The 21,512-nt window shown below is 71.9% G+C and carries 20 protein-coding genes; 9 read left to right on the top strand and 11 right to left on the bottom strand.

Features of this window, described 5'->3' with window-relative positions; genetic code table 11:
• Position 1: 1 nt before the first annotated feature.
• Positions 2-838 carry an EI24 domain-containing protein gene (locus HHX31_RS24900; RefSeq protein ID WP_169950774.1) on the top strand — a complete coding sequence of 279 codons (837 nt, stop codon included), beginning with the start codon at positions 2-4 and terminating at the stop codon, positions 836-838.
• Here HHX31_RS24900 and HHX31_RS24895 read toward each other — a convergent pair.
• Positions 811-2,400 carry an ABC-F family ATP-binding cassette domain-containing protein gene (locus HHX31_RS24895; RefSeq protein WP_169950773.1) on the bottom strand — a complete coding sequence of 530 codons (1,590 nt, stop codon included), beginning with the start codon at positions 2,398-2,400 and terminating at the stop codon, positions 811-813. The genes HHX31_RS24900 and HHX31_RS24895 overlap by 28 nt on opposite strands.
• A gap of 217 nt (positions 2,401-2,617) precedes the next feature.
• On the opposite strand from HHX31_RS24895, the gene HHX31_RS24890 reads away from it, so the two are divergent.
• Positions 2,618-3,736 (top strand): DUF4192 domain-containing protein, encoded by a 1,119-nt coding sequence (locus tag HHX31_RS24890; RefSeq protein WP_169950772.1) that lies wholly within the window; start codon positions 2,618-2,620, stop codon positions 3,734-3,736.
• On the opposite strand, the gene HHX31_RS24885 is transcribed toward HHX31_RS24890, so the two are convergent.
• Entirely contained in the window at positions 3,715-4,062 is a 348-nt protein-coding gene (locus tag HHX31_RS24885; RefSeq protein ID WP_169950771.1) for a hypothetical protein, read from the bottom strand. The two genes, HHX31_RS24890 and HHX31_RS24885, sit on opposite strands and share 22 nt — an antisense overlap.
• 200 nt (positions 4,063-4,262) lie before the next feature.
• Here HHX31_RS24885 and HHX31_RS24880 point away from each other — a divergent pair, with 200 nt between their 5' ends.
• Positions 4,263-4,805, top strand: a complete 543-nt coding sequence (locus HHX31_RS24880; RefSeq protein WP_169950770.1) for a DUF1707 and DUF4870 domain-containing protein — start codon at positions 4,263-4,265, stop codon at positions 4,803-4,805.
• 34 nt (positions 4,806-4,839) lie between these two features.
• Here the strand turns inward: HHX31_RS24880 and HHX31_RS24875 are convergent, their stop codons facing one another.
• The 5 genes from HHX31_RS24875 to HHX31_RS24855 form a co-directional block, all read right to left on the bottom strand.
• Entirely contained in the window at positions 4,840-6,366 is a 1,527-nt protein-coding gene (locus HHX31_RS24875) for an ATP-dependent DNA ligase (RefSeq protein ID WP_169950769.1), read from the bottom strand.
• Between the two features lie 65 nt (positions 6,367-6,431).
• A complete protein-coding gene (locus tag HHX31_RS24870) occupies positions 6,432-7,946 on the bottom strand; it encodes a glycosyltransferase family 39 protein (RefSeq protein ID WP_169950768.1) in 1,515 nt (504 codons plus the stop codon).
• 144 nt (positions 7,947-8,090) lie between these two features.
• Positions 8,091-8,465 carry an FKBP-type peptidyl-prolyl cis-trans isomerase gene (locus HHX31_RS24865; protein WP_169950767.1) on the bottom strand — a complete coding sequence of 125 codons (375 nt, stop codon included), beginning with the start codon at positions 8,463-8,465 and terminating at the stop codon, positions 8,091-8,093.
• Positions 8,466-8,608: 143 nt separating this feature from the next.
• Complete coding sequence (locus HHX31_RS33800) at positions 8,609-9,355, bottom strand: general stress protein (protein WP_211590275.1); 747 nt, start codon at positions 9,353-9,355, stop codon at positions 8,609-8,611.
• A 50-nt stretch (positions 9,356-9,405) separates the two neighbouring features.
• Positions 9,406-10,845, bottom strand: coding sequence for a GuaB1 family IMP dehydrogenase-related protein (locus HHX31_RS24855; protein ID WP_169950766.1), 1,440 nt, complete (start codon positions 10,843-10,845; stop codon positions 9,406-9,408).
• 103 nt (positions 10,846-10,948) lie between these two features.
• On the opposite strand from HHX31_RS24855, the gene HHX31_RS24850 reads away from it, so the two are divergent.
• A complete protein-coding gene (locus tag HHX31_RS24850; RefSeq protein ID WP_169950765.1) occupies positions 10,949-11,458 on the top strand; it encodes a GyrI-like domain-containing protein in 510 nt (169 codons plus the stop codon).
• Positions 11,459-11,523: 65 nt separating this feature from the next.
• Here the strand turns inward: HHX31_RS24850 and HHX31_RS24845 are convergent, their stop codons facing one another.
• Together HHX31_RS24845 and HHX31_RS24840 are read right to left on the bottom strand one after the other, a co-directional pair.
• Complete coding sequence (locus HHX31_RS24845) at positions 11,524-12,171, bottom strand: nitroreductase family protein (RefSeq protein WP_169950764.1); 648 nt, start codon at positions 12,169-12,171, stop codon at positions 11,524-11,526.
• A gap of 30 nt (positions 12,172-12,201) precedes the next feature.
• Positions 12,202-13,320 (bottom strand): CaiB/BaiF CoA-transferase family protein, encoded by a 1,119-nt coding sequence (locus HHX31_RS24840; protein ID WP_169950763.1) that lies wholly within the window; start codon positions 13,318-13,320, stop codon positions 12,202-12,204.
• Between the two features lie 74 nt (positions 13,321-13,394).
• Here HHX31_RS24840 and HHX31_RS24835 point away from each other — a divergent pair, with 74 nt between their 5' ends.
• The 3 genes from HHX31_RS24835 (at position 13,395) to HHX31_RS24825 (ending at position 17,223) form a co-directional block, all read left to right on the top strand.
• Positions 13,395-14,384 carry an NAD(P)-dependent oxidoreductase gene (locus HHX31_RS24835; RefSeq protein ID WP_169950762.1) on the top strand — a complete coding sequence of 330 codons (990 nt, stop codon included), beginning with the start codon at positions 13,395-13,397 and terminating at the stop codon, positions 14,382-14,384.
• A 186-nt stretch (positions 14,385-14,570) separates the two neighbouring features.
• Positions 14,571-15,941 carry an FAD-binding oxidoreductase gene (locus tag HHX31_RS24830; protein ID WP_169950761.1) on the top strand — a complete coding sequence of 457 codons (1,371 nt, stop codon included), beginning with the start codon at positions 14,571-14,573 and terminating at the stop codon, positions 15,939-15,941.
• A 25-nt stretch (positions 15,942-15,966) separates the two neighbouring features.
• Entirely contained in the window at positions 15,967-17,223 is a 1,257-nt protein-coding gene (locus tag HHX31_RS24825; RefSeq protein WP_169950760.1) for a cyclopropane-fatty-acyl-phospholipid synthase family protein, read from the top strand.
• 18 nt (positions 17,224-17,241) lie between these two features.
• On the opposite strand, the gene HHX31_RS24820 is transcribed toward HHX31_RS24825, so the two are convergent.
• Together HHX31_RS24820 and HHX31_RS24815 are read right to left on the bottom strand one after the other, a co-directional pair.
• The gene (locus HHX31_RS24820) at positions 17,242-18,768 is read right to left on the bottom strand and encodes a long-chain fatty acid--CoA ligase (protein WP_169950759.1); all 1,527 of its coding nucleotides are present in this window, start codon (positions 18,766-18,768) and stop codon (positions 17,242-17,244) included.
• Between the two features lie 168 nt (positions 18,769-18,936).
• Positions 18,937-19,356 carry a hypothetical protein gene (locus HHX31_RS24815; RefSeq protein ID WP_211590273.1) on the bottom strand — a complete coding sequence of 140 codons (420 nt, stop codon included), beginning with the start codon at positions 19,354-19,356 and terminating at the stop codon, positions 18,937-18,939.
• Positions 19,357-19,455: 99 nt separating this feature from the next.
• Between HHX31_RS24815 and HHX31_RS24810 the strand changes: the two genes are divergently transcribed.
• Both HHX31_RS24810 and HHX31_RS24805 read left to right on the top strand, forming a co-directional pair.
• On the top strand, positions 19,456-20,445 hold the full coding sequence (locus tag HHX31_RS24810; RefSeq protein ID WP_169950758.1) for a GlxA family transcriptional regulator: 990 nt from the start codon (positions 19,456-19,458) through the stop codon (positions 20,443-20,445).
• A 34-nt stretch (positions 20,446-20,479) separates the two neighbouring features.
• Positions 20,480-21,493: a hypothetical protein gene (locus tag HHX31_RS24805; RefSeq protein ID WP_169950757.1), complete on the top strand. Its 1,014-nt coding sequence runs from the start codon at positions 20,480-20,482 to the stop codon at positions 21,491-21,493.
• The last annotated feature ends 19 nt before the right edge of the window (positions 21,494-21,512 follow it).

The following is a 21,512-nucleotide window of genomic DNA, read 5'->3' as shown; positions in this document are numbered from 1 at the left end:
CATGAGTGGCATCGGGCGGCCCGCCGGACGGCGCGGCGTCGGCGGTTTCGCCGAGGGAATCGGATTCTGCGTGCGGGGTCTCGGGTGGGTCGCCAGGCACCCCCGGTGGTGGTTGTTCGGGTTGATCCCGGCTCTGATCGCGTTGGTGCTGTACGTCCTGGCGCTGGTCTGGCTGGGCACGAACGCCACCGGCGTGGCGGAGTGGGCGACGCCGTTCGCCGACGACTGGGGCTGGCGCGACACGTTCCGCGTACTGGTCGGCGTGATGATCGTCGTGGTGGGGCTCGCGCTCGCCGTGCTGACGTTCGCCGCCGTCACGCTCGTCATCGGCGACCCGTTCTACGAGAAGCTGTCGGAGAAGGTGGAGGAGGACCTCGGCGGTCTCCCCGGTCACGACCAGCCCTTCTGGGCGTCCCTCTTCCGGTCGATCCGCGACAGCCTCGTCACGCTCTGGTACGTCCTGCTGTTCACGGTGCCGCTGTTCGTGCTCGGTTTCGTGCCGGTCATCGGCCAGACCGTGGTGCCGGTGGTGGGGGCGTTCGTCTCCGGGTTCTTCCTCACGGTCGAACTGACCGCCATGGCGATGGAACGCCGAGGGCTGCGGCGCGAGGAGCGCTTCGCCCTGCTGCGATCGAACATGTCCGTCTCGCTCGGGTTCGGCGTGCCGCTCTTCCTCGCCTTCATGGTGCCGCTCGTCATCGTCGTCGCGATGCCCGGCGCGGTCGCCGGCGCCGCCATGCTCGTCCGCATGCGCCTGGCGCCGGCGACCGCCCCGGGACATCAGACGCCGGGAGAGCAGGCACCGGGAGATCAGGCCAGGGACACGAGGCCCGCGTAACCGGAGTCCCACATGTCCTCGACGCCGTCCGGGAGCAGCAGGACGCGGTCCGGGCGCAGGGCCTCCACGGCCTTCTCGTCGTGGGTGACCATCACGACGGCGCCGCGGTAGGAGGCGAGCGCGGCCAGCACCTCGTCGCGGGAGGCCGGGTCGAGGTTGTTGGTGGGCTCGTCGAGCAGCAGCACGTTGGCAGGCGAGCCGACCAGCGTGGCCAGCGCCAGGCGGGTCTTCTCGCCGCCTGACAGCACGCCCGCGGGCTTGTCCGCGTCGTCCCGGCCGAACAGGAACGAGCCGAGTATCCCGCGCACCTCCCCGTCCCCCAGATGCGGCGCGGCGGCGGCGAGGTTCTGGGCGACGGTGCGCGCCGGGTCGAGCGTGTCGTGCTCCTGCGCGAAGTAGCCCAGCCGCAGACCGGGCCCGTGCACCACGCGGCCGGAGTCGGGACGTTCCCGCCCGGCCAGGATCCTCAGCAGCGTGGTCTTGCCCGCGCCGTTGAGACCGAGCACGACGAGCCGGCCGCCCCGGTCCACGGCCAGGTCGACTCCGGAGAGCACCCGCAGGTCGCCGTACGCCTTGGTCAGGCTGATCGCGCCGAGCGGGACGCGGCCGCAGGGGGCGGGCTCGGGCAGCCGGACGCGGGCGACCTTCTCCGCGCGGCGGGCAGGCTCCACCTCGGCCAGCATGCGGTCGGCCCGGCGCGCCATCTCCTTGGCCCGTACGCTCGACGAGCCGGCGCGCATCCGGTCGGCCTGGGCGCGCAGCGCCGCGGCCTTGCGCTCCGCGGCCGCCCGCTGCCGGGCGCGCCCGCGCTCGGCGGCCTCCCCGTCGGCGAGGTAGGTTCGCCAGCCGGTGTTGTGCACCTCCAGCGTGGCCCGGTCGGCGTCGAGGCGCCAGACCCTGTTCACGGCGTGGTCCAGCAGCGCGGTGTCGTGACTGATCAAGACCAGCCCGCCGGCGCGGCTCGCGAGGAACGACCGGAGCCAGGCCACCGAGTCGGCGTCCAGATGATTGGTGGGCTCGTCGAGCAGCAGCGTGCCCTGCCCGGCGAACAGGATGCGGGCGAGTTCGACCCGGCGGCGCTGCCCGCCGGACAGGGTGCCGACCGGCTGGGTCATGACCCGGTCGGGCAGGCCGAGCCCGGCGGCGATGCGGGCGGCCTCGGCCTGCGCGGCGTACCCGCCGCGGGCCTCGAACTCCGCCTCGGCCCGGACGTACCGCCGCATCGCCCGCTCCCGCAGGGCGGGGTCGGCCATCGCGGCCTCGGCGGCGCGCAGCGCGCGCTCGGCCTCGTCGAGGCCCCGGGACGACATGACGCGCCCGGCGACGGTGACGGAGGGGTCGGCCGCCGCGGGATCCTGGGGGAGATAGCCGACCGGGCCGGTCCGGGTGACGGTGCCCGCGGCCGGGTGCAGCTCGCCGGCCAGGGTCTTCAGCAAGGTGGTCTTGCCCGCGCCGTTGCGGCCGACCAGGCCGACGCGGTCGCCCGGGGCGACGTGGGCGGTGACGTCCGACAGCAGGAGGCGGGCGCCGACGCGCACGTCGACACCGCGAAGGGTGATCATTTGATGACGCTCCGGATAAGCTCAAGGACACACGGGTGGCGTGAAAGCGGGTGTCCGAGCTAGGAGATCCGGGGCGTCGACATGGCGCCGAGTCTAGGCCGCGCGCCGCGCTCGGTTCCAACGGTTATCGGGGCGGAGTTGTCCACAGGAGCACGGCTGTCCCCAGAACGCGCTTCGGCCGTCCTGGCGGCGCGGCCGACCGGCGAGGCTTGCGCGCATGACGATCCCGAAGCTCGTGCTCTCCTCACCGGCGGACATCCTCGCCGCCGTGCCCTATCTCGTCGGGTTCCATCCCGCGGACAGCCTCGTCGTGACCGGCTTCGCCGACCGGGAGGTGCGGCTGACGACGCGCTGGGACCTGCCGGTCGCGTCCGGAGACATCGACCGGCTGGTCCCGCTGCTGCGCCGTGAGGCGGTGACCGCCGCGTTCGTCGTCGGGTACGGCTCCGGCGCCACGGTGACCCCCGCCGTCGACGCGGTGACCCGGCTGCTGCACGCCGGGGGCATCCGGGTGACCGAGAGCCTCCGGGCCGAGGGCGGGCGCTACTGGTCCTACTCCTGCGGCAGCGCGACCTGCTGTCCCGCGGAGGGCACGCCGTACGACACCGGGCGCAGCCGTGTCACCGCGGAGGCCGTGATGCACGGGCTGGTCGCTCTGCCCGACCAGGGCAGCCTGCGGCGATCGGTCCAGTGGCGCGGCGGGGCGGCGATGCGGCGGGCCACGCTGCGCGTGATGACCGACCTGCGGGCGTTACCGGAGCCGGGGGGACCGGCCGCGGACGAACGGGCCGCGCGGTTCGTGGCCGAAGGGCTGGCACGGGTGCGCAGGGCCCTCGGCCTGTACGACTCTGGGGGCCGGCTGGACGACGAGGGCGCGGCCCGGCTGGGGCTCGACCTCGCCGTGGTCAGGGTGCGGGACGAGGCGTGGGCGTTGGTCGACGACCGTGACGCGCACATCGCGTTGTGGCGCGACCTCACCCGCCGTCTCGAGCCGGGGCACGTCGCGCCCGCGGCCTCACTCCTGGCGGCAGCCGCGTGGCATCGGGGGGAGTGCGCGCTCATGGGCATGGCGCTGGAGCGGGCGCTCGCCGCCGACCCCGGCTATTCGATGGCGCTCCTGCTCCGGCAGGCCCTGACGCACATGATGTCCCCCGCCATGCTCCGCGACCGCATGCCGACGCCGGAGGAACTCGACGACGAAATGGGCAGCCCCCGGGCGGTCTGGCTCGCGCCACTGCGCGCGGTGCTGGCGCGGGACCTGCCCGAGCCCGAGCCTGATCACGCGCACGAGCCCGAGCCGGTGCCGGGCGGCCGTCAGACCGGGTCGCCGTCCTGAGCCCGGCGACGCTCGTTGTAGGCGCGCATGCGGGCGGGGTAGCCGGTGAGCTGCACGTCGTAGACCGGGAGAGCGAGGTCCCTGGCGACCTTGGCGATCACCGCGGGAGCCCCGACACGGCGGCGGGTCCACTCGCCGTCGTGGGCGACGGCCACCGCGGTGGTGTCGGTCGCGAAGGTCTCCGGCTCGACGTAGAACTCGACGCCGCGCCGCGTCTTGGCGAACTCGATGAGGGCCTCGATGTCGGCGTCGGTCGCCTCGCGGTCGAACTTGGCCACACGGGCACCCCGCCGTCGGCGGAGCCCATAGCGATCTCGCCATCTCATAGTGCTTGTATACATCGCCATGGATCACGATGGCGTTAAGGGAAAGGTCTCGGGGCGATGTCGGGGATGTCCCTGATGCCGCGGGGCGCGTAACGGGCAGAGGATGGAGGCAGACTCGAAGAGAGCCGAGCAGCCGAAATGACGGAAGGCGATGCGTGATGCCCGCGGCGATGACACCACCCTGGCAGGGACAAGCTCAGATGCCACACCCCCAGTTGCGGGTCACCAACCAGGACCGCGAACACGTGGTCGAGCACGTCAAGGCCGCCTATGCCGAGGGCAGGCTCGACAAGAGCGAGATGGACGAGCGGCTGCACCTGGCGATGACCGCGCGCACGCACGCCGACCTCGTGCCCATCATGAACGACCTGTACGGGACGCGCCCGGCGTACGTCCCCCGGCCGCCCGTCCATCGGCCCGCCGCGGTCCCGGACGGGGGAGACCGGGTCGGGGCGGCGGCCTCGCACGTGTTCGGGCTGATGGGGCTGTTCATCATCGGCCCGCTGCTGATGATGGTGACCGCGGGGCGGACCTCCCCCTACATCAGGAGGCACGCGGTGGAGGCGCTCAACTTCCACCTCACCGTGCTGGGGGCGACCCTGCTGCTGCCGCTCACCGTCGTGGGGCTGGTCCTGGTGCCGGTCATCTGGGTCGTCGGCATGGTCCTGAGCATCGTCGGCGGGGTGTCGGCGCTGGCCGGCGGCGAGTTCCGCTACCCGTTGACCCTCCGCCTCGTGAAGTGACTGCCTCGTGAGGTGACCCGCCTCGTGAGGTGAGTCAGGGCATGAGCGCGCGGACCGCGGCGACCGTGTCGGCCTCCTCGGGCCGCTTGTCGGGCCGGTAGCGCAGCACCCGCGCGAACCGCAGCGCCATGCCGCCGGGGTATCGGCTCGACCGCTGCACGCCGTCGAAGGCGATCTCCACGACCAGCGCGGGCCTCAGGGTGACGACGTAGTCGTCCGCCGGCTCGTCGGCCAGGCGCAGGAACTGCTCGGTCTGCCAGGCCAGCAGTTCGTCGGTGAGGCCCTTGAACGTCTTGCCGAGCATCACGAAGCCGCCGGTCTCCGGGTCGAGGGCGCCGAGATGCAGGTTGGACAGCCGGCCCCGGCGCCGTCCGCTGCCCCACTCGGCGGCCAGCACGACCAGGTCGAGCGTGTGCCGCGGCTTCACCTTGACCCAGCCCGCCCCCCGGCGGCCCGCGGCGTAAGGGGTGCGCAGCGACTTCACCACGACGCCCTCGTGGCCCCGCCGTACGGCGTCGCCGAAGAACGCCTCGGCCTCGTCGGCGTCGGCCGTGACGAGCCGGGGGGTGATCAGCTCGGGTGGGACCGCGGCCTCCAGCGCGGCGTGCCGCTCCTCGTCGGGCAGGTCGAGCAGGTCGGCGCCGCCCACGCGCAGCGCGTCGAAGAAGAAGACGGTCAGCGGCACGGTCGCGCGCAGCGACGCGACGTCGGTCCTGCTGGCCACCCGGCCCGAGGTGACCTGGAACGGCTCGGGGCGGCCGTCCGGGCGCAGCGCGATGACCTCGCCGTCGAGCACGAGATCGGTCCCCGGCAGGCCGAGCACGGCCTCCACCAGTTCGGGGACCTGGGCGGTGATGTCGTCGAGCGTCCGGGTGAAGACGGCCACCCGGTCGCCGGAGCGGTGGGCCTGGACCCGCACGCCGTCGAGCTTCCACTCCACCGCGGCAGGGGCGCCGGCCTTCTCCAGAGCGGCGGTCACGCTGGGCGCGCTCTGCGCGAGCATCGGCGCCACCGCACGGCCGACCTCCAGGTGGAACGCCTTCAGCTCGGCGACGCCGCCGCGCAGCGCGGCGGCGCCCACGGCGGGCAGCGAGCCGCGCAGGGTCAGGGCCCGGCGCACCTCTGCGGCGGGCACGTCGGCCGACATGGCGATCGCCTCGACCATCACCCCGTTGAGCGCTCCCTGGCGCAGCTCGCCCGTCAGCAGCCGGTGCAGGAACGACTGCTCCTGGCGGGTGAGGGCGCCGAACAGCTCGCCCAGCAGATCGCGGCGCGCGGCCTGCGAGCCGGCGCCGGACTGGGACTTGACGCGTTCGAGCAGCTCGTCGACCCGGGTCAGGGTCGCCGTGGCGATCTGACGCGGCTCGGGAAGATCGGACAGGCTCCGCCAGCCCACTCCGATCTGGCGCTGCGGCAGCTCACCCGACAGGTACGCGATGGCGATCTCGGCCTCGTCCTGTCCCACCCTGCCGAGCAGCTCGGCGAGGTGCCTGATCTTGGCGAGCCGAGCAGAGTCCGCGGCGACGGCCGCGGAGGTCCTGGCCAGGTCGATCAGCAGCACACCGTAATCCTGCCTCACCACGAGGGGGGCTGCACAGGCCGGGGGCTAGGGCACGTCCGGGCGGCCTAGCTGTAGTTGCGCAGATCCGGCCATAGCTCGCGCCAGGGACGGACGGGGTCATGGCAGATGGTGATCGGCACGCCCTGCTCCTCACCCGGCATCCCGCTCAGCCTGCCCGCCGGGGCGCAACGGGCGAACACGGTGCCGAGCCCGGCCGGCGGGTAGCCGACGGACACGACCACCCGGGTTCCCTCCGGGGGCGGTCCCCACCACCACAGCTCGTTGTGGCCGCTGTACACCCGGGGCAGCCCGAACTCGGCCGCCCAGCGGCGCAGCGCGCCGGCCTCGCCGTAGTTCACCGCGAGCAGCACCGCCCCGGCGCGATCCTCGGCGGGCAGGCCCCGAACCACCGCGGCCGTCTGCGCCGCCACGTCGCGCATGCCCACGGACTCACGGGCCACCTCGTTGACGGCGGCCACCGGTGTCTCCCCGAGCGACGCGGCAGGCACGACCGGCAGCGCCACCACGATCGAGGTCACGCCGCCCACCGCCAGTGCCGCGACCGTGGCCTTCCGCCAGCGCCACCCGGCCGCGCTGACGCAGCCGGCCGCGAGCAGGTAGAGCAGGAACCCGCCCGTGTAGTCGGGCCTGCCGCCCGAGTAGAGGATCAGCGCGCAGGCCACGGGATAGGCGATGGCGAGCGAGCGGACCGGCCGGTTCCGCCACAGCCGCAGCCACCCGGCCGCGCACAGCACCGCCTGTACGGGCCCGAGCAGCACGAGCTGAAGGGGGACGAAGGCGGCGCGGTTGTCCGAGCCCTCGTCGATCCGCAGCGCCTCGGCCATCTGGAGCTGCGGCCAGTCGTGCGTGACCTGGTAGACCAGGTTGGGCGAGGCGATGGCCAGGGCCAGGAGGGCGCCGATCCAGAGCCGCCGGTCCCGCAGCACCTCGCGTGGACCGGCCACGAGGATGCCCAGGCCGACGCCGCCCAGCAGCACCACGATGAGGTCACGGTTGTACGCCGCGATCCCGCAGAGCACTCCCATCCAGAGCCAGCAGCGTCCGTCCCTCCTGAGCAACACCCGGAGCAGGCACAACGTGACCGCGCTCCACAGGAGGAGGTCGGGGGTGAGGGTGAGCAGCGAGTGCCCGGCGAGGAGAGGGAGCACGGAGGTGGCGGTCGCCGCCGCGGCGAGGATCTGGGCCGCGCGGCCGCCGCCCAGTTCGCGGGCGGCCAGCGCGACGAGCACGATCAGAGCTCCGGTGCACAGGGCGGGGAAGATCCGCAGTGCGACGACCGTGTCCCCGAAGACCGCCGTGGACAGCCGGGCGATGATCGGCGTCATCGGCGGAGTGTCGAAGTAACCGAGCCGCGGCCGTTCACCCAGCATGCGGAAGTACAGCTCGTCGCGGTGGTACCCGTACCACGGGCTCACCGCGAGGAGCACGGCCACGGTCGCCGCGGCGATGACGATCACGGCCCGGGGCAGCGCGGTGAGTGGTGCGGTGAGCGGCCCGCCCGCCGGCTCCCCTCGGCGGGCCGCCTGCGCGCCCGCGGTCGCCTTGCCGTCCGCGGTCACGCCGGCCTCCCGGACGCCGGCGTGCGCGACGGGGCGCTTGCGGGCGCGTGCTTCGGAGGGTGGTCGTCCACGCGGCCATCATCCTCGAAGCGCTCCGGATCGCCTACCCCCCAATCCGGAGCGCCGGCGGCGCCCCGCGTCCGCTCAGGCGACGCCGAGCAGGTCGACGACGAAGATGAGCGTCTCACCGGGCTTGATGAGGGCGCCCGCGCCGCGGTTGCCGTACCCGAGGTGCGGGGGGATGGTCAGGCGGCGCCGTCCGCCGACCTTCATGCCGGCCACGCCGCGGTCCCAGCCGGCGATGACCCGGCCGCCGCCGAGCGGGAACTGGAACGGCTGGCCGCGGTTCCAGGACGCGTCGAACTCCTCACCCGTGGAGAACGCCACCCCGACGTAGTGGACGGTCACGTTCTGGCCGGGCTTGGCCTCCGGCCCGTCTCCTTCGACGAGGTCCACGATCTCCAGGTCCGCGGGCGGCGCGCCGTCGGGAAAGTCGATCTCGGGCTTCTCCAGTGCCACGTGGGCCTCCTGTTCTTAGAGCGCCGGAAGTTCCGACCGGCTGACTCTACCGGGGACGGCCGGCACGACGACGCCTTCCCCATGCGGTGCGGGGAAGGCGTCGTGGCTTGCGTGGACGACGGAAGGGACGGTGGAAGGAGGGCTCAGAGGCGGGGGCCGCGCGAGGCGCCGGTCCGGCCGGCGTCGCCCGCCTCCTCGGCCCGAGCCTCCTCGGCCCTGATCTCGTCGGCCCTGATCTCGTCTGCCCGGGATCCGGGCTCCGGGTAGGCGGTGGCCTGCGGCGCCGTGTCGCCCCCGATCACCGGCGACGCGGTGACCGGCGACGCGGTGGCGGGACCGGCCGACGGCGGGCGCTCGACGACCACGGTGTCGGCCGGCTGCACGCCGCCCTGCAGCAGCGCCTGGGCCTGGTCGAGCATGGGCGAGGCCACCAGCACGTCGTAGCGCCCGGCGACGATGGAGCTCCGGGACGAGAAGTCGCGCGTCCCGCCGGTGAAGGCGTGGCTCGTGAAGCCGAAGGCGGCCCCGGCGATGGCGCCCCACAGGATCGACCAGAGCACCAGCCCGATGAACGAGGTCGTGGTCGAGGTGAACAGCCCCAGGAACAGGCCGACGACGAGTCCGAACACCGCACCGGTGATCAGGCCCGACAGCGCGGCCCTGCCGTTGGTGAGCCGCCCGGTGACGGTCTCCTCCAGGCGCAGGTCGCTGCCGACGATCGCGCTGTTCTCCACCGGGAACCCGGCGTCGGACAGGGTGTCGACGGCGCGCTGCGCAGCCGTGTAGTTGTCATAGCTGACCAGCAGCCGTCTGTCGGCCGCCGGGCTGACCGGCCCTCCGGCCGGGGAGTACTGCATGATCGCCTCCGCGGGGTAGTGCGGTCGGTACACGGACGCACTACCCCGGCAGAGCCCGATATTCCTGTTCCGAGCAGGAACGGTCACCAACTCTGATGCAGCGGCATGCCCTCGCTGTAGCCGGAGGCGCTCTGCACGCCGACCACGGCCCGTTCGTGGAACTCCTCGATCGTCGCGGCGCCCGCGTACGTGCAGGAGGAGCGCAGACCGGCCACGATGGCGTCGATCTGGTCCTCCACGCTGGGCCGCGCCGGGTCGAGGTACATCCGCGACGTCGAGATGCCCTCCTCGAACAGCGCCTTGCGCGCCCTCTCGAACGGCGTGTCGTCGGCGGTGCGCAGCCGTACGGCGCGGGCCGAGGCCATGCCGAAGTTCTCCTTGTACTTCCGGCCGTCGGGGGCGGTGCGGGTGTCGCCGGGAGACTCGTACGTGCCGGCGAACCACGAGCCGATCATGACGTTGGAGGCTCCGGCGGCGAGCGCCAGCGCGACGTCGCGGGGGTGGCGGACGCCGCCGTCGGCCCACGCGTGCCTGCCCAGGCGGCGTGCCTCGGCCGCGCACTCCAGCACGGCGGAGAACTGCGGCCGTCCCACGCCGGTCATCATCCGGGTCGTGCACATCGCGCCCGGGCCAACGCCGACCTTGACGATGTCGGCGCCGGCGTCGACGAGGTCGCGTACGCCCTCCGCGGTGACGACGTTGCCCGCCGCGACCGGCACGGAGGGCTCCAGCGCCCGTACGGCACGCAACGCTGAGATCATCTTCTCCTGGTGGCCGTGCGCCGTGTCGACCACGAGCAGGTCGACGCCGGCGTCGAGCAGTTCCTTGGACTTGGCGGCCACGTCGCCGTTCACCCCGACCGCCGCCGCGACGCGCAGCCTGCCGCGCGCGTCCACGGCGGGCTGGTAGAGCGTGGCGCGCAGCGCCCCGGTGCGGGTGAGGATGCCGACCAGGCGGCCGTCCTCGTCCACCACGGGCGCCAGCCGGTGGCGGCCCTCGTGCAGCGCGTCGAACGCGGCCTGCGGATCGACGCCGCGCGGCAGCGTCTGCGGTGAGGCGGTCATGACCTGGGCGAGCTGGGTGAACATGTCGACGCCGTGGCAGTCGGCCTCGGTCACCACACCGACCGGCCGCTTCTCCCAGTCCACGACGATGACCGCGCCGTGCGCGCGTTTGGGCAGCAGGGTGAGCGCCTCGCCCACCGTGTCGTGCGGGGTGAGCGTGATGGCGGTGTCGTGGACGAGGTCGCGGCTCTTCACGAACTCGATGACGTCGGCCACCACGTCGATCGGGATGTCCTGGGGGATCACGGTGATGCCGCCGCGCCTTGCGACGGTCTCGGCCATGCGGCGGCCCGCGACGGCGGTCATGTTGGCGACGACGACGGGGATCGTGGTGCCGGTTCCGTCGCCGGTGGACAGGTCCACCGCGAGGCGCGACCCCACGGAGGACAGGGACGGCACCATGAAGACATCGCTGTACGTGAGATCGTAGGGCGGCGTCACATCATTGAGGAATCGCACATTTGTCCAGCCTACGTTGTGAGCGGGTCATACCGGCATTACCGGCCGCCGCCGGACCCGACCCGGACACGGGATACATTGACCTCGCCTGAGAGGAGAGCACGTGATCATCGTTGACCGTCCGGAGACGCTCGTCGTCGGCTACGTCGTGCGGACGACCAACGCGGCGGAGGCGGACCCGGCCCGCGCCCAGTTGCCGGGCCTGTGGGCACGAGCCGGAGCGCCCGGAGCCTTCGCGCACGTGCCGGGCCGGGTCGACGAGAACCTGTACGCCGTGCTGACGGACTACGAGAGCGACCACAACGGCGCCTACACCCAGATCGTCGGCGTGGCCGTGCGCACGGCGGCGCGGCTGCCCGAGGGCATGGTCGCGGTGCGGGTGCCCGGCGTGCCCGCGCTGCTGTTCGAGGCGCGGGGGCCGATGCCGGGGGCGCTCGCCGACGCCTGGCAGCAGGCGTGGAAGCACTCGGAGTCCGGGTACGCACCGCCTCGCGCCTTCACCACGGACCTGGAGATCCACCACCCCGGTGGCGTCGACCTCTACGTGGCCACGCTTCCGTCGTTCGGGGACCCGACCGGGCCCATCCCGCCGGTTCAGGCCACGCCCGCCTGACCGCCCTCGTCCTCCTCGTCCGGCGGCGGGTCGGGGTCCAGGTCCACCTCTGTCGATGAGACCGCTCAGGGAGTCCAGAGGGGCTCGGGGGTCTCGAAGCCGACCGGGTCGCCCCACTGGTTGCGGAACGACACCTCGTGGGCGGGCCGGCGCGGGGCCACGCCCCATCGGCCGGTCGGGTAGCCGAAGGTGACCATGCACGCCACCTGCCAGCCCTTGCCCTCGGGCACGCCGAGGATCCGCATCGTCTCCGCGCCGTGGAACAGCCCGAGCACGGAGGTCAGCGCGCTGCCCACGCCGAAGGCCCGGGCGGCGAGCTGGGCGCTCCACACCGACGGATAGATGGAGCCGCCACCGGGGTCGTTGCGGATGAAGGCGAACATCAGCAGGGGATAGGACTCGAAGTTGTCGGCCAGATGCCGGGCCGAGCGCAGCACGTTGAGGGTGCGGGTGTCGCCGGTCGCCTCGGCCCGCTCGCGCATCGGCTTGTAGTGCCCCTCGAACAGGGTGCCGAGCGCGTCCCGGTACAACGGCCCCAGCCTGGCCTTCACCTCCTGGTCGTCCACCAGCAGGAACCGCCAGCCCTGGGTGTTGCCGGCGCTGGGGGCGCGGACGGCGGCGTCCAGGATGCGTTCCTGCACCTCCATCGGGATCGGGTCGGGCTTGACCCGCCGCATGGCACGGGTCGTGTAGAGCGCTTCGAACAGGTCCATGTGCGGAGACTCCTCGTCCTGTCGGATCGGTCAGGCGAGCACGCCGGCGGCGCGCAGGGCCTTCGCCTCGTCGTCGGGCAGGCCCCAGGAGCTCAGGTCCCGCAGCCGGGTGGCCGGGGACAGGTCGCCGCGCGGCACGCCGGCCAGCCGGGGCGCGGGCGCGGCCTGCGGCACCCCGCCGACCTCCACGAACGTGCCGCGCGCCCGGTTGTGCGGGTGCCCGGGGGCCTCACGCGGGTCGAGCACCGGGGACACGCAGGCGTCGGAGCCCTCGAAGACCGCCTCCCACTCGGCCCGCGTACGCGACAGGAACGCCTCGGTCAGCCGCTGCCTGATGGCCGGCCAGTTCGCCCGGTCTCCGCGGTCGGGCATGTCGCCGATGCCCATCCGGGTGAGCATCTCCGCCCAGAACTGCGGCTCCAGCGCGCCCACGGCGAGAAAGCCGCCGTCGGCCGTCTCGTAGGTGTCGTACATGGGGGCGCCGGTGTCGAGGAGGTTGGTGCCGCGCGGGCCCCAGTGACCACCGTGCAGCGCGCCGTAGAACATCGACAGCAGCAGCGCCGCGCCGTCGACCATGGCCGCGTCGACCACCCGGCCGCGGCCGGTGCGCTCCCGCTCCAGCAGGGCCAGCAGCACGCCGTAGGCCAGCATGAGCCCGCCGCCGGCGAAGTCTCCCAGGATGTTGACCGGTGGCGTAGGCTTGCCGCCCTCGCGGCCCAGCATCGACAGGGCCCCCGAGATCGCGATGTAGTCGATGTCGTGCCCGGCGGTCGTGGCCAGCGGGCCGTCCTGGCCCCAGCCGGTCATCCTGCCGTAGACCAGCCGCCCGTTCACGGCGTGGAGGTCGGCGGGCCCGATCCCGAGCCGCTCCGCGACCCCGGGCCGGAACACCTCGATCACCACGTCGGCCCGCTCGGCCAGCCGCCTGAACGCGGCGACGCCCTCGGGCGACTTCAGGTCGAGGCCGATCGTGCGCTTGCCGCGGTCCATCACCTCGCGGCTGGGGGCGTCGCTCACGGCCTTCACCCGGTCGATCCGCAGCACCTCCGCACCGTGGTCGGCGAGCATCATCCCGGCGAAGGGCCCGGGGGCGAGGCCGGCCAGCTCCAGCACGCGGATTCCCGCAAGCGGTCCGCGAGACTCGTCCATGAGAACCCTCCTCGATGCGGCGGCACTTCACGCGACAGTAGAACATGTTTCTGGAGACGTGCGAGACTGCGCCGGTGACGTGGAATGTTCTCGCGCTGCCCCCGCTCCCCGAGGACGCGGTGCGCGGCCTGCTCGCCGAACTCGACGGCCGCGCCGACGTGCGCGTCCCCGCCCGGCGCGACCGCGAGTCGCTGCTGGAGGCGCTGCCGGACGCCGAGATCGTCGTCGGCGACTGGAGCGGCGCCCTTGCCCTCGACGCGCAGGCCGTACGGCTGGCGCCGCGCCTGGCGTTCGTGCAGCAGCCGTCCGTCGGCGTGGACGGACACGACCTGGAGGCGCTGGCCCGCGCCGGGGTGCCCCTCGCCAACACCGCCGGGGTGAACGCCGCCGCGGTCGCCGAATGGTGCCTGGCCGCCGCGCTGGCGCTGCTGCGCCACCTCGCGGACGGCGACAGGGACATGCGGGCGGGAGAGTGGCCGCAGTTCGCCTACCAGCGCCGCGAGCTCGCCGGGTGCCGCGTCGGGGTGGCCGGCTTCGGGCCGATCGGCGCGGCCTGCGCCCGCATGTTCGGCGCGCTCGGCTGCCGGGTCTCCTACTGGTCGCGCACGCCGAAGCCCGAGTCGTACGGCGCGGCCTACCTGGACCTGGACGCGCTGGCCGCGGGCAGCGACGTGCTTGTCCTCGCCGTGCCGCTCGCGCCGGAGACCCGCGGGCTGATCGACGCCGCCGTGATCGAGCGGATGCCCAGGGGGTCGGTGCTGGTCAACGCCGCTCGCGGCGGGGTGGTGGACCAGGCGGCGCTGCTGGCCGCGCTGGAGTCCGGCCACCTCGCCGGCGCGGCGCTCGACGTGTACGACAGCGAGCCCCCGCCGCCGGACGACCCGCTGCGCTCCTGCCCGCGGGTCCTGCTGTCGCCGCACGCCGCCGGGGTGACGCCAGAGGCGACCACGCGGCTGATCCGGTGCGTGCTGGACAATCTCGCCGCGGCGATGGACGGCCGTCCCGTCGTCAACGTGGTGAACGGCGCCGGCCCGCTCGTCCGCCGGCGTCCGCCCAGGTCATGACGGTTCGGATGGTTACCCGAGGGGCGGGGGAGGCGATGGAGAAGAGCAGGATACGATCTACGCCGCGGGCCGCCGTGAGAACACCGGATAGTTTTCGCGGGCGTAACGTGTCTACTCTGGTCTGCGTTCCCCTCCGGGGATAGCGTGCCAAGAAAGCGATCTCTACGATCCAATGGGGGTGGTGTCATGCCAGAGCGCACGGCCAGTATGACCGCCCATAGCCAGGCCGTCGAGCGGATCAGGGACTCCTACGCGGCCATCCCCGGGGACGCCGCTCCCCGGCTGGCCAAGGCCACGACCAACCTGTTCCGCTTCCGTACGCCGGCCAAGACGGCGACGCTGTCCGCCCGCGACCTGGACCAGGTCATCCACGTGGACCCGGTGACCATGACGGCCGAGGTCCAGGGCATGACGACGTACGAGAACCTCGTGGACGCGACGCTGCCGCACGGGCTCATGCCGTACGTCGTGCCGCAGCTCAAGACGATCACGCTGGGCGGCGCCGTCACCGGTCTCGGCATCGAGTCGACGAGCTTCAAGGACGGCCTGCCGCACGAGTCGGTCGAGGAACTGGAGATCCTCACCGGCGACGGGCGGATCCTGGTGGCCAGGCCCGACAACGAGCACGCGGACCTGTTCCGCGCGTTCCCCAACTCCTACGGCACGCTCGGCTACGCCCTGCGGATCCGGATCAAGCTGGCGCGGGTGAAACCGTACGTCAAGCTGACGCACATCCGCTTCAGCGACGCCGCCAAGTGCATGCTCGCCATGCAGGAGATCTGCGAGAGCCGCGAGCACGACGGCGAGCAGGTCGACTTCGTCGACGGCACGTTCTTCGGCCCGGACGAGCTGTACGTCACGGTGGGCTCGTTCTCCGACCGGGCGCCCTACACGTCCGACTACACCGGCATGCGGATCTACTACCAGTCGATCCGCAGCCGCGTCCGCGACTGGCTGACGGTGCGCGACTACCTGTGGCGCTGGGACACCGACTGGTTCTGGTGTTCGCGCGCCTTCGGCGTGCAGCAGCCGCTGGTCCGCTCGCTCCTGCCGCGCCGCTACCTGCGGTCGGACGTCTACCGCAAGCTCGTCGGCCTCGACCAGAGGTACGGCGTCACCGCCCGCATCGACCGCTGGCGGAACAACCCTGTGCACGAGTCGGTGATCCAGGACGTCGAGGTGCCCGTCGAGCACGGCGCCGAGTTCCTGGAGGTCTTCCACGACGAGGTCGGCATGACCCCGGTGTGGATGTGCCCGCTCAAGGCGAGCGGCCAGTGGTCGCTCTACCCCCTGGAGCCTGACCGGCTGTACGTGAACTTCGGTTTCTGGGGCATGGTGCCGCTGCCGCGCGGTCAGTACGACGGGTACTACAACAGGCTCGTCGAGCGGGCGGTGCATGCGCTCGACGGCCACAAGTCGCTGTACTCCACCTCTTTCTATGAGCGGGAGGAGTTCTGGCGGCTCTACAACGGAGACGCCTACTGGCCGGTCAAACGCGCCTACGACCCAGGTGGCCGGCTGCTTGACCTCTATGACAAGTGCGTCAGGGGCAGGTAGGCGTCGAAACGTCGGGAGAGGTGCAATGACTCTTGCGGAGATCTTTGAGAAGATCGTCGGTCCTGACGCGGGCGTCGAGTTCGTCGCCTACGACGGAAGCAAGGCCGGGTCCTCGGGGGCGGACGTCCGCATCGAGGTGAAGTCGCCGGCGGCGGTGGCCTACCTCGCGCAGGCGCCGGGGGAGCTCGGCCTCGCCCGCGCGTACATCTCCGGGCATATCGACGTGCACGGTGACATGTACACCCTGCTCGACCGGATGTGGTCGCTGACCATCAACGACCTGCCGCTCAGCGAGAAGATCGCGGCGGTGCGCGCGCTCGGGATCAAGCCGCTGCTGATGCGCGTCCAGCCGCCGCCGCAGGAGGCGCGGCAGAGCACGCTGGCCAAGCTGGGCAGCCGGCACGCCAAGCAGCGCGACGCCGAGGTGATCCACCATCACTACGACGTGTCCAACCGGTTCTACGAGTGGGTGCTCGGCCCCTCCATGGCGTACACCTGCGCGACGTTCCCCCGGCCGGACGCGACGCTGGAGGAGGCGCAGTACACGAAGTTCGACCTGGTCGCCAAGAAGCTCGACCTCAAGCCCGGCATGCGCCTGCTCGACGTCGGCTGCGGCTGGGGTGGCATGGTCATGCACGCGGCCAAGGAGTACGGGGTCAAGGGACTCGGCGTCACGCTGTCGCGCCAGCAGGCCGAGTGGGCGCAGAAGGCCATCGCGGAGGCCGGACTGTCGGAGCTCTGCGAGGTCCGGCACATGGATTACCGTGACGTCGCGGAAACCGGTTTCGACCGGGTCAGCTCGATCGGCCTCACCGAGCACATCGGCAAGGACAACCTCCCCTCCTACTTCTCCTTCCTCTACGGCAAGCTCAAGCCGGGCGGGCGCCTGCTCAACCACTGCATCACCCGCCCGACCAGCACGGAGAAGAGCCTGAACAAGGGCGGCTTCATCAACCGCTACGTCTTCCCCGACGGCGAACTGGAGTCGGTCGGCCACCTGATCCGCCAGATGGAGGACACCGGGTTCGAGGTCCGCCACGAGGAGAACCTGCGCGAGCACTACGCGCTGACGCTCCGCGAGTGGTGCAAGAACCTCGACGCCCACTGGGACGAGGCGGTCGAGGAGGTCGGCCAGGGCACCGCCAGGGTCTGGCGGCTCTACATGGCCGGCTGCGTCGTCGGGTTCGAACGCAACAAGGTGCAGCTCCACCAGGTGCTCGGTGTCCGGCTCGACGAGGGACGGTCGTACGTCGCGCTGCGCCCGTCCCTCGACTGGCCGTGACGCCGGAGGGCGTGTCCCCTACCGCAGCTCGCGCTTGAGGATCTTGCCGGTGGCGGTCATCGGCAGGGACTCGCGGAACTCCACGATCCGCGGGTACTTGTAGGCCGCCATCGTCTCCCGGCACCAGGTCACCAGTTCCTCCTCGGTGGTCGTGGCGCCGGGCTCGCGGATCACGTACGCCTTGATCTCCTCGCCGTGGGAGTCGTGGGGGACCCCGACGACCGCGGCGAGCGAGACGGCCGGGTGGGTCATGAGGACCTCCTCGACCTCCCGGGGATACACGTTGAACCCGCCCCTGATGATCATGTCCTTGGCCCGGTCGACGATGAAGTAGTAGCCGTCCTCGTCGCGGCGGGCCATGTCGCCGGTGCGGAACCAGCCGTCCTTCATCACCTCGGCGGTCGCCTCGGGCCGGTTGTAGTAGCCCTTCATGACGTTGTGCCCGCGGATGGCGATCTCGCCGACGTCGTCGGCCGTGTTCCAGCCGGCGTCGACCAGCTTCATCTCCACGCCCCATACGGGGGTGCCGATCGAGCCGGCCTTGGCGGGCCTGCCCGGCTGGTTGAACGACGCGACCGGCGAGGTCTCCGAAAGGCCGTAGCCCTCCAGGACGTCCACGCCGAACGTGGCGCTGAAGTCCTTGATCACCTCCACGGGCAGCGCGGCGCCGCCGGAGGCCGCCGTGACCAGCGACGTCGGCGCCTCGGCCGCCCCGGTCCGCACCGCGGTGAGCATCGCCCAGTACATCGTCGGCACCCCGGCGAACAGCGTGACCTCCTCCCGCCTCATCAGCGTGAGGGCCTCGACCGGCTCGAAGCGCGGAATCAGCACGAGCGTGCCGCGCCGCCGGAAGCCGGCGTTCATCAGCACGGTCTGGCCGAAGGAGTGGAAGAGCGGCAGCGCGACGAGAGAGACGTTCCGGTCCAGCCTGGGGAACATCTCGTCGCTGACGATGGCGTTCATGATCATGTTCTGGTGGCTGAGCTCGGCGCCCTTCGGCTGGCCGGTGGTGCCGCTCGTGTAGAGGATCACCGCCGTGTCCCCGGGGGACGTCTGCACGGTCTCGAACTCGCCTGGCATCCCGTCGAGGGCGGCCCAGAGCGTCTCGCCCAATTCGGACTCGGTGGCGAACGCCGTGGCCGGCAGCACGAAGAAGTGGTCGGTCACCCCGGTCTCGGCGAAGGCCGCCCGGCCGCGTTCGCCGAGCGGCAGCTCGGGTGTGCCCTCGAAGCAGAAGAAGGCCTTGGCGTCGGAGTCGTCGAGGTGGTAGGCGATCTCCCTGGCCTGCAGCAGCACGTTCAGCGGGACGACGGTGGCTCCCGCCTTGAGGATCCCGTAGTAGACGAACGGGAAGTACGGCAGGTTGGGGCAGGCCAGCGCCACCTTGTCACCCCTGCCGATGCCCCGCGCGACCAGCAGGTTCGCCACCTGGTTGGCGATGGTGTCGACGAGCGAGTAGGGCAGGCGGAGGTCTCCGAAGACGACCGCTGTCGCGTCGGGCGTGTCTCGCGCGCTGTCTTCCAGCACGACGGCCAGGTTGAGCATCTGCCGCTCCCTCTTCTATCGGACCCTCGGTCCATACCAACCGGTAGGTACCTCAGCGTAACGGCTCGGGGAGCCGATTTTGAGGGTCCGGTCACAGGGGCGTTCCCGGCCTTTGACACGGACGACGACGGCGTCCGGCACACGCGCCACCGCCGCTGAGCGTCGGCCTCAGTGGGCGTACTCGTCGCGGCGCCGCAGCATGGCCGCCAGCATCAACGGGAACATCGCGACATGGGCCGCGACCATCAGGGCCATGCCGTCGATCAGGCCCAGCCACAGGAGCGGAAACAACGGCACGACCGGGGCGAACATCGCCCCGCACATCTCCAGGACCGGAGCCCAGGCATGTCCGCGCACGCGCATCCAGAGTGCCATGCCGGCCGACATGTCGAACGCCATCAGCAGATAGGCGAGCTCGGGAGCGCGGGCGTACGAGGGCGCCATGCCCGTCGCGGACCACAGCAGGCCTAGCGCGAACATCCCCGCGAACATCGCGACCACCATCTCGAGGTAGTGCAGGGCGAAACGACCCCATCGCCGTGTGACGGGACGGTGACCGGTGTGCCTTTCAGGCGTGGTGTGAGTCATGGTCCAACAGTCCGGGCGGTCCGCGGCCGCGCCAAGGAGAGAGACGGGGACGGGTCCGAAATCTTGGGCTCTCCGTCCATCCGGCCTAGAGTCATGGTCATGACCCAACGGCGCATGGTCGTGGTCGGGTATCACGCGGCGGAACTCGTGGACATCGCGTGCGTGACGTCGAGCCTGATCATGGCGAACGCTCACGGCGCGTCCCCGAGCTACGACGTGTGCCTGGCCACCCCGTCGGGTCTGCCCGTCACCTGCGGCAGCGGGTTGACACTACAAGGGCAGCAGGCGCTCGAACGCGTCACGGGGCCGCTGGACACGCTTGTCGTCTCCGGGGGAATCGGGCACGAGGAGGCGGCGGCCAACCGGGTCATCGTCGGGCACGTCCGGCGGCTGGCACGGGAGAGCCGCCGCGTCGCGTCGGTGTGCACGGGCGCGGCGGTGCTGGCCGCCGCCGGCCTGCTCGACGGGCGGCGCGCCACCACGCACTGGCAGTTCGCGCGCGCGCTCGCCGCACGCCACCCGGAGATCGACGTCGACTCCCGCCCGATCTTCATCCGCGACGGCAATGTCACCACCGCCGCCGGCGTCACGAGCGCACTGGACGTCACGCTCGCCTTCATCGAGGAGGACCACGGCCCGGCCCTCGCCAGGCAGGTGGCCCGCAACCTGGTGACCTACCTGCAACGCCCCGGCAACCAGGCGCAGATGAGCATGTTCACCGAGGGCCCGCCGCCCGGCGACGGCCTGGTCAAGCGGATCGTCGACCATGCCACCGGCCGTCCCGACGCCGACCTGTCCACCGCCGCCCTGGCGGCTGGCGCGGGTGTGAGCGAGCGCCACCTGACCCGGCTGTTCCTCAAGCACACGGGCCAGACGCCGGGCCGGTTCGTGCGCCGGGCCCGCGCCGAGGCCGCCGCCCACCTGCTCGTCTCCACGTCGCTGCCGATGACCGCGATCGCGGCCCGCTGCGGCTTCGGGACGGCCGAGGCCCTCCGTCAGGCGTTCGTCGACCTGTACGGAGTCCCGCCTTCGCGCTACCGCTCGACGCAGGCGACCGCGTTGCCGTCCGCCTTCACAAACGACAAGTGACGATTCTGTCGGTGCCGGCTGCGATGGTGGCGGAGTGGTCTACTTCGTCTACCGATGCGTCTACGAGGGGCCGTCCGGCCGGCTCGTGCGGCACTTCCCCGACGCCACCGTGCTCGACTGGTTCCGCAGAGTGTGGGACGACGCCGCGTCGCAGGACGCGTACAAGTGGGTGGAGCGCGAACTCGGCGCGAACGTTCACGGTCTGCACACCATCTTCGAGACCGGGCTGCCGGCCCCCCGCACGCATGGCGAGTTGCGCCGGATGCTCAAGGAACATCTGTACGTCGAACGGACGCTGCGGGTGGACCGGCACAGCGTGCGGGTGCTCACCGACGACGACGACGTCGAACTGGCGTACTTCTTCGTGGACGACCACGTGGTGGCGGATGAACCCGACTGCTGGGCCTACCTCGTGCACGAGAGCTGGGACCTGCCCGCGGACGCGCCACCGCACGTGCGTACGTTCACGCCTCCGGTCCCGGTCGACGTCGTCAGCCCCGCACCGCCCGGCGGGGAGGGCGTGACGTGGGCCGTCATACTCACTCACCACGCGACCGCGAACAGCGTAGGAGGCAGGTACCCGAAGGCGTTGCAGGGCGTGCGCCTGCCAGGGCTCGCGGCGGCCCTGCGCGCGGCGGATGCCCATGAGCTGTCCGGCGAGTTGTGTGCCCTGCGCGCGTTGATCGCCCCCGGCGAGAGGGAGATCGCGTCCGCACTGGAGTGCTGCAACCGCTGGGGGCCTCTGGAGGAGTGGCTGCCCGAGATCAGTCCTCCGCACTCCCAGGCGCACGAACACGCGCTGCGACTGCTGGAGGACTTCGTCCCGGCGGACGGACGTGACCCGGGTCGCACGCTCATCCGATGCGACGGTCACCTGGCCCAGATGGCGATCCACATGGACGAAGCTTTCGGTTATCGGCAGTGGTTCCTCTTCGACGATGTCTGGGCCGCCGCACATCCCGAGATGGCCGCGTCACTGATGCGGTTCGGTGCGCACTGGGATCCGCGCTGCCGGCGCGGGCATGCCCGGTTGACCCACTGTGGCTGAACCGGCGGATGTGGCAGAC

It is taken from the genome of Microbispora sp. H11081, from assembly GCF_012999535.1.
Classification (GTDB): domain Bacteria; phylum Actinomycetota; class Actinomycetes; order Streptosporangiales; family Streptosporangiaceae; genus Microbispora.
Note: the sequence above shows the minus strand (reverse complement) of the source record. Positions and strands in the feature narration are given on the sequence as shown.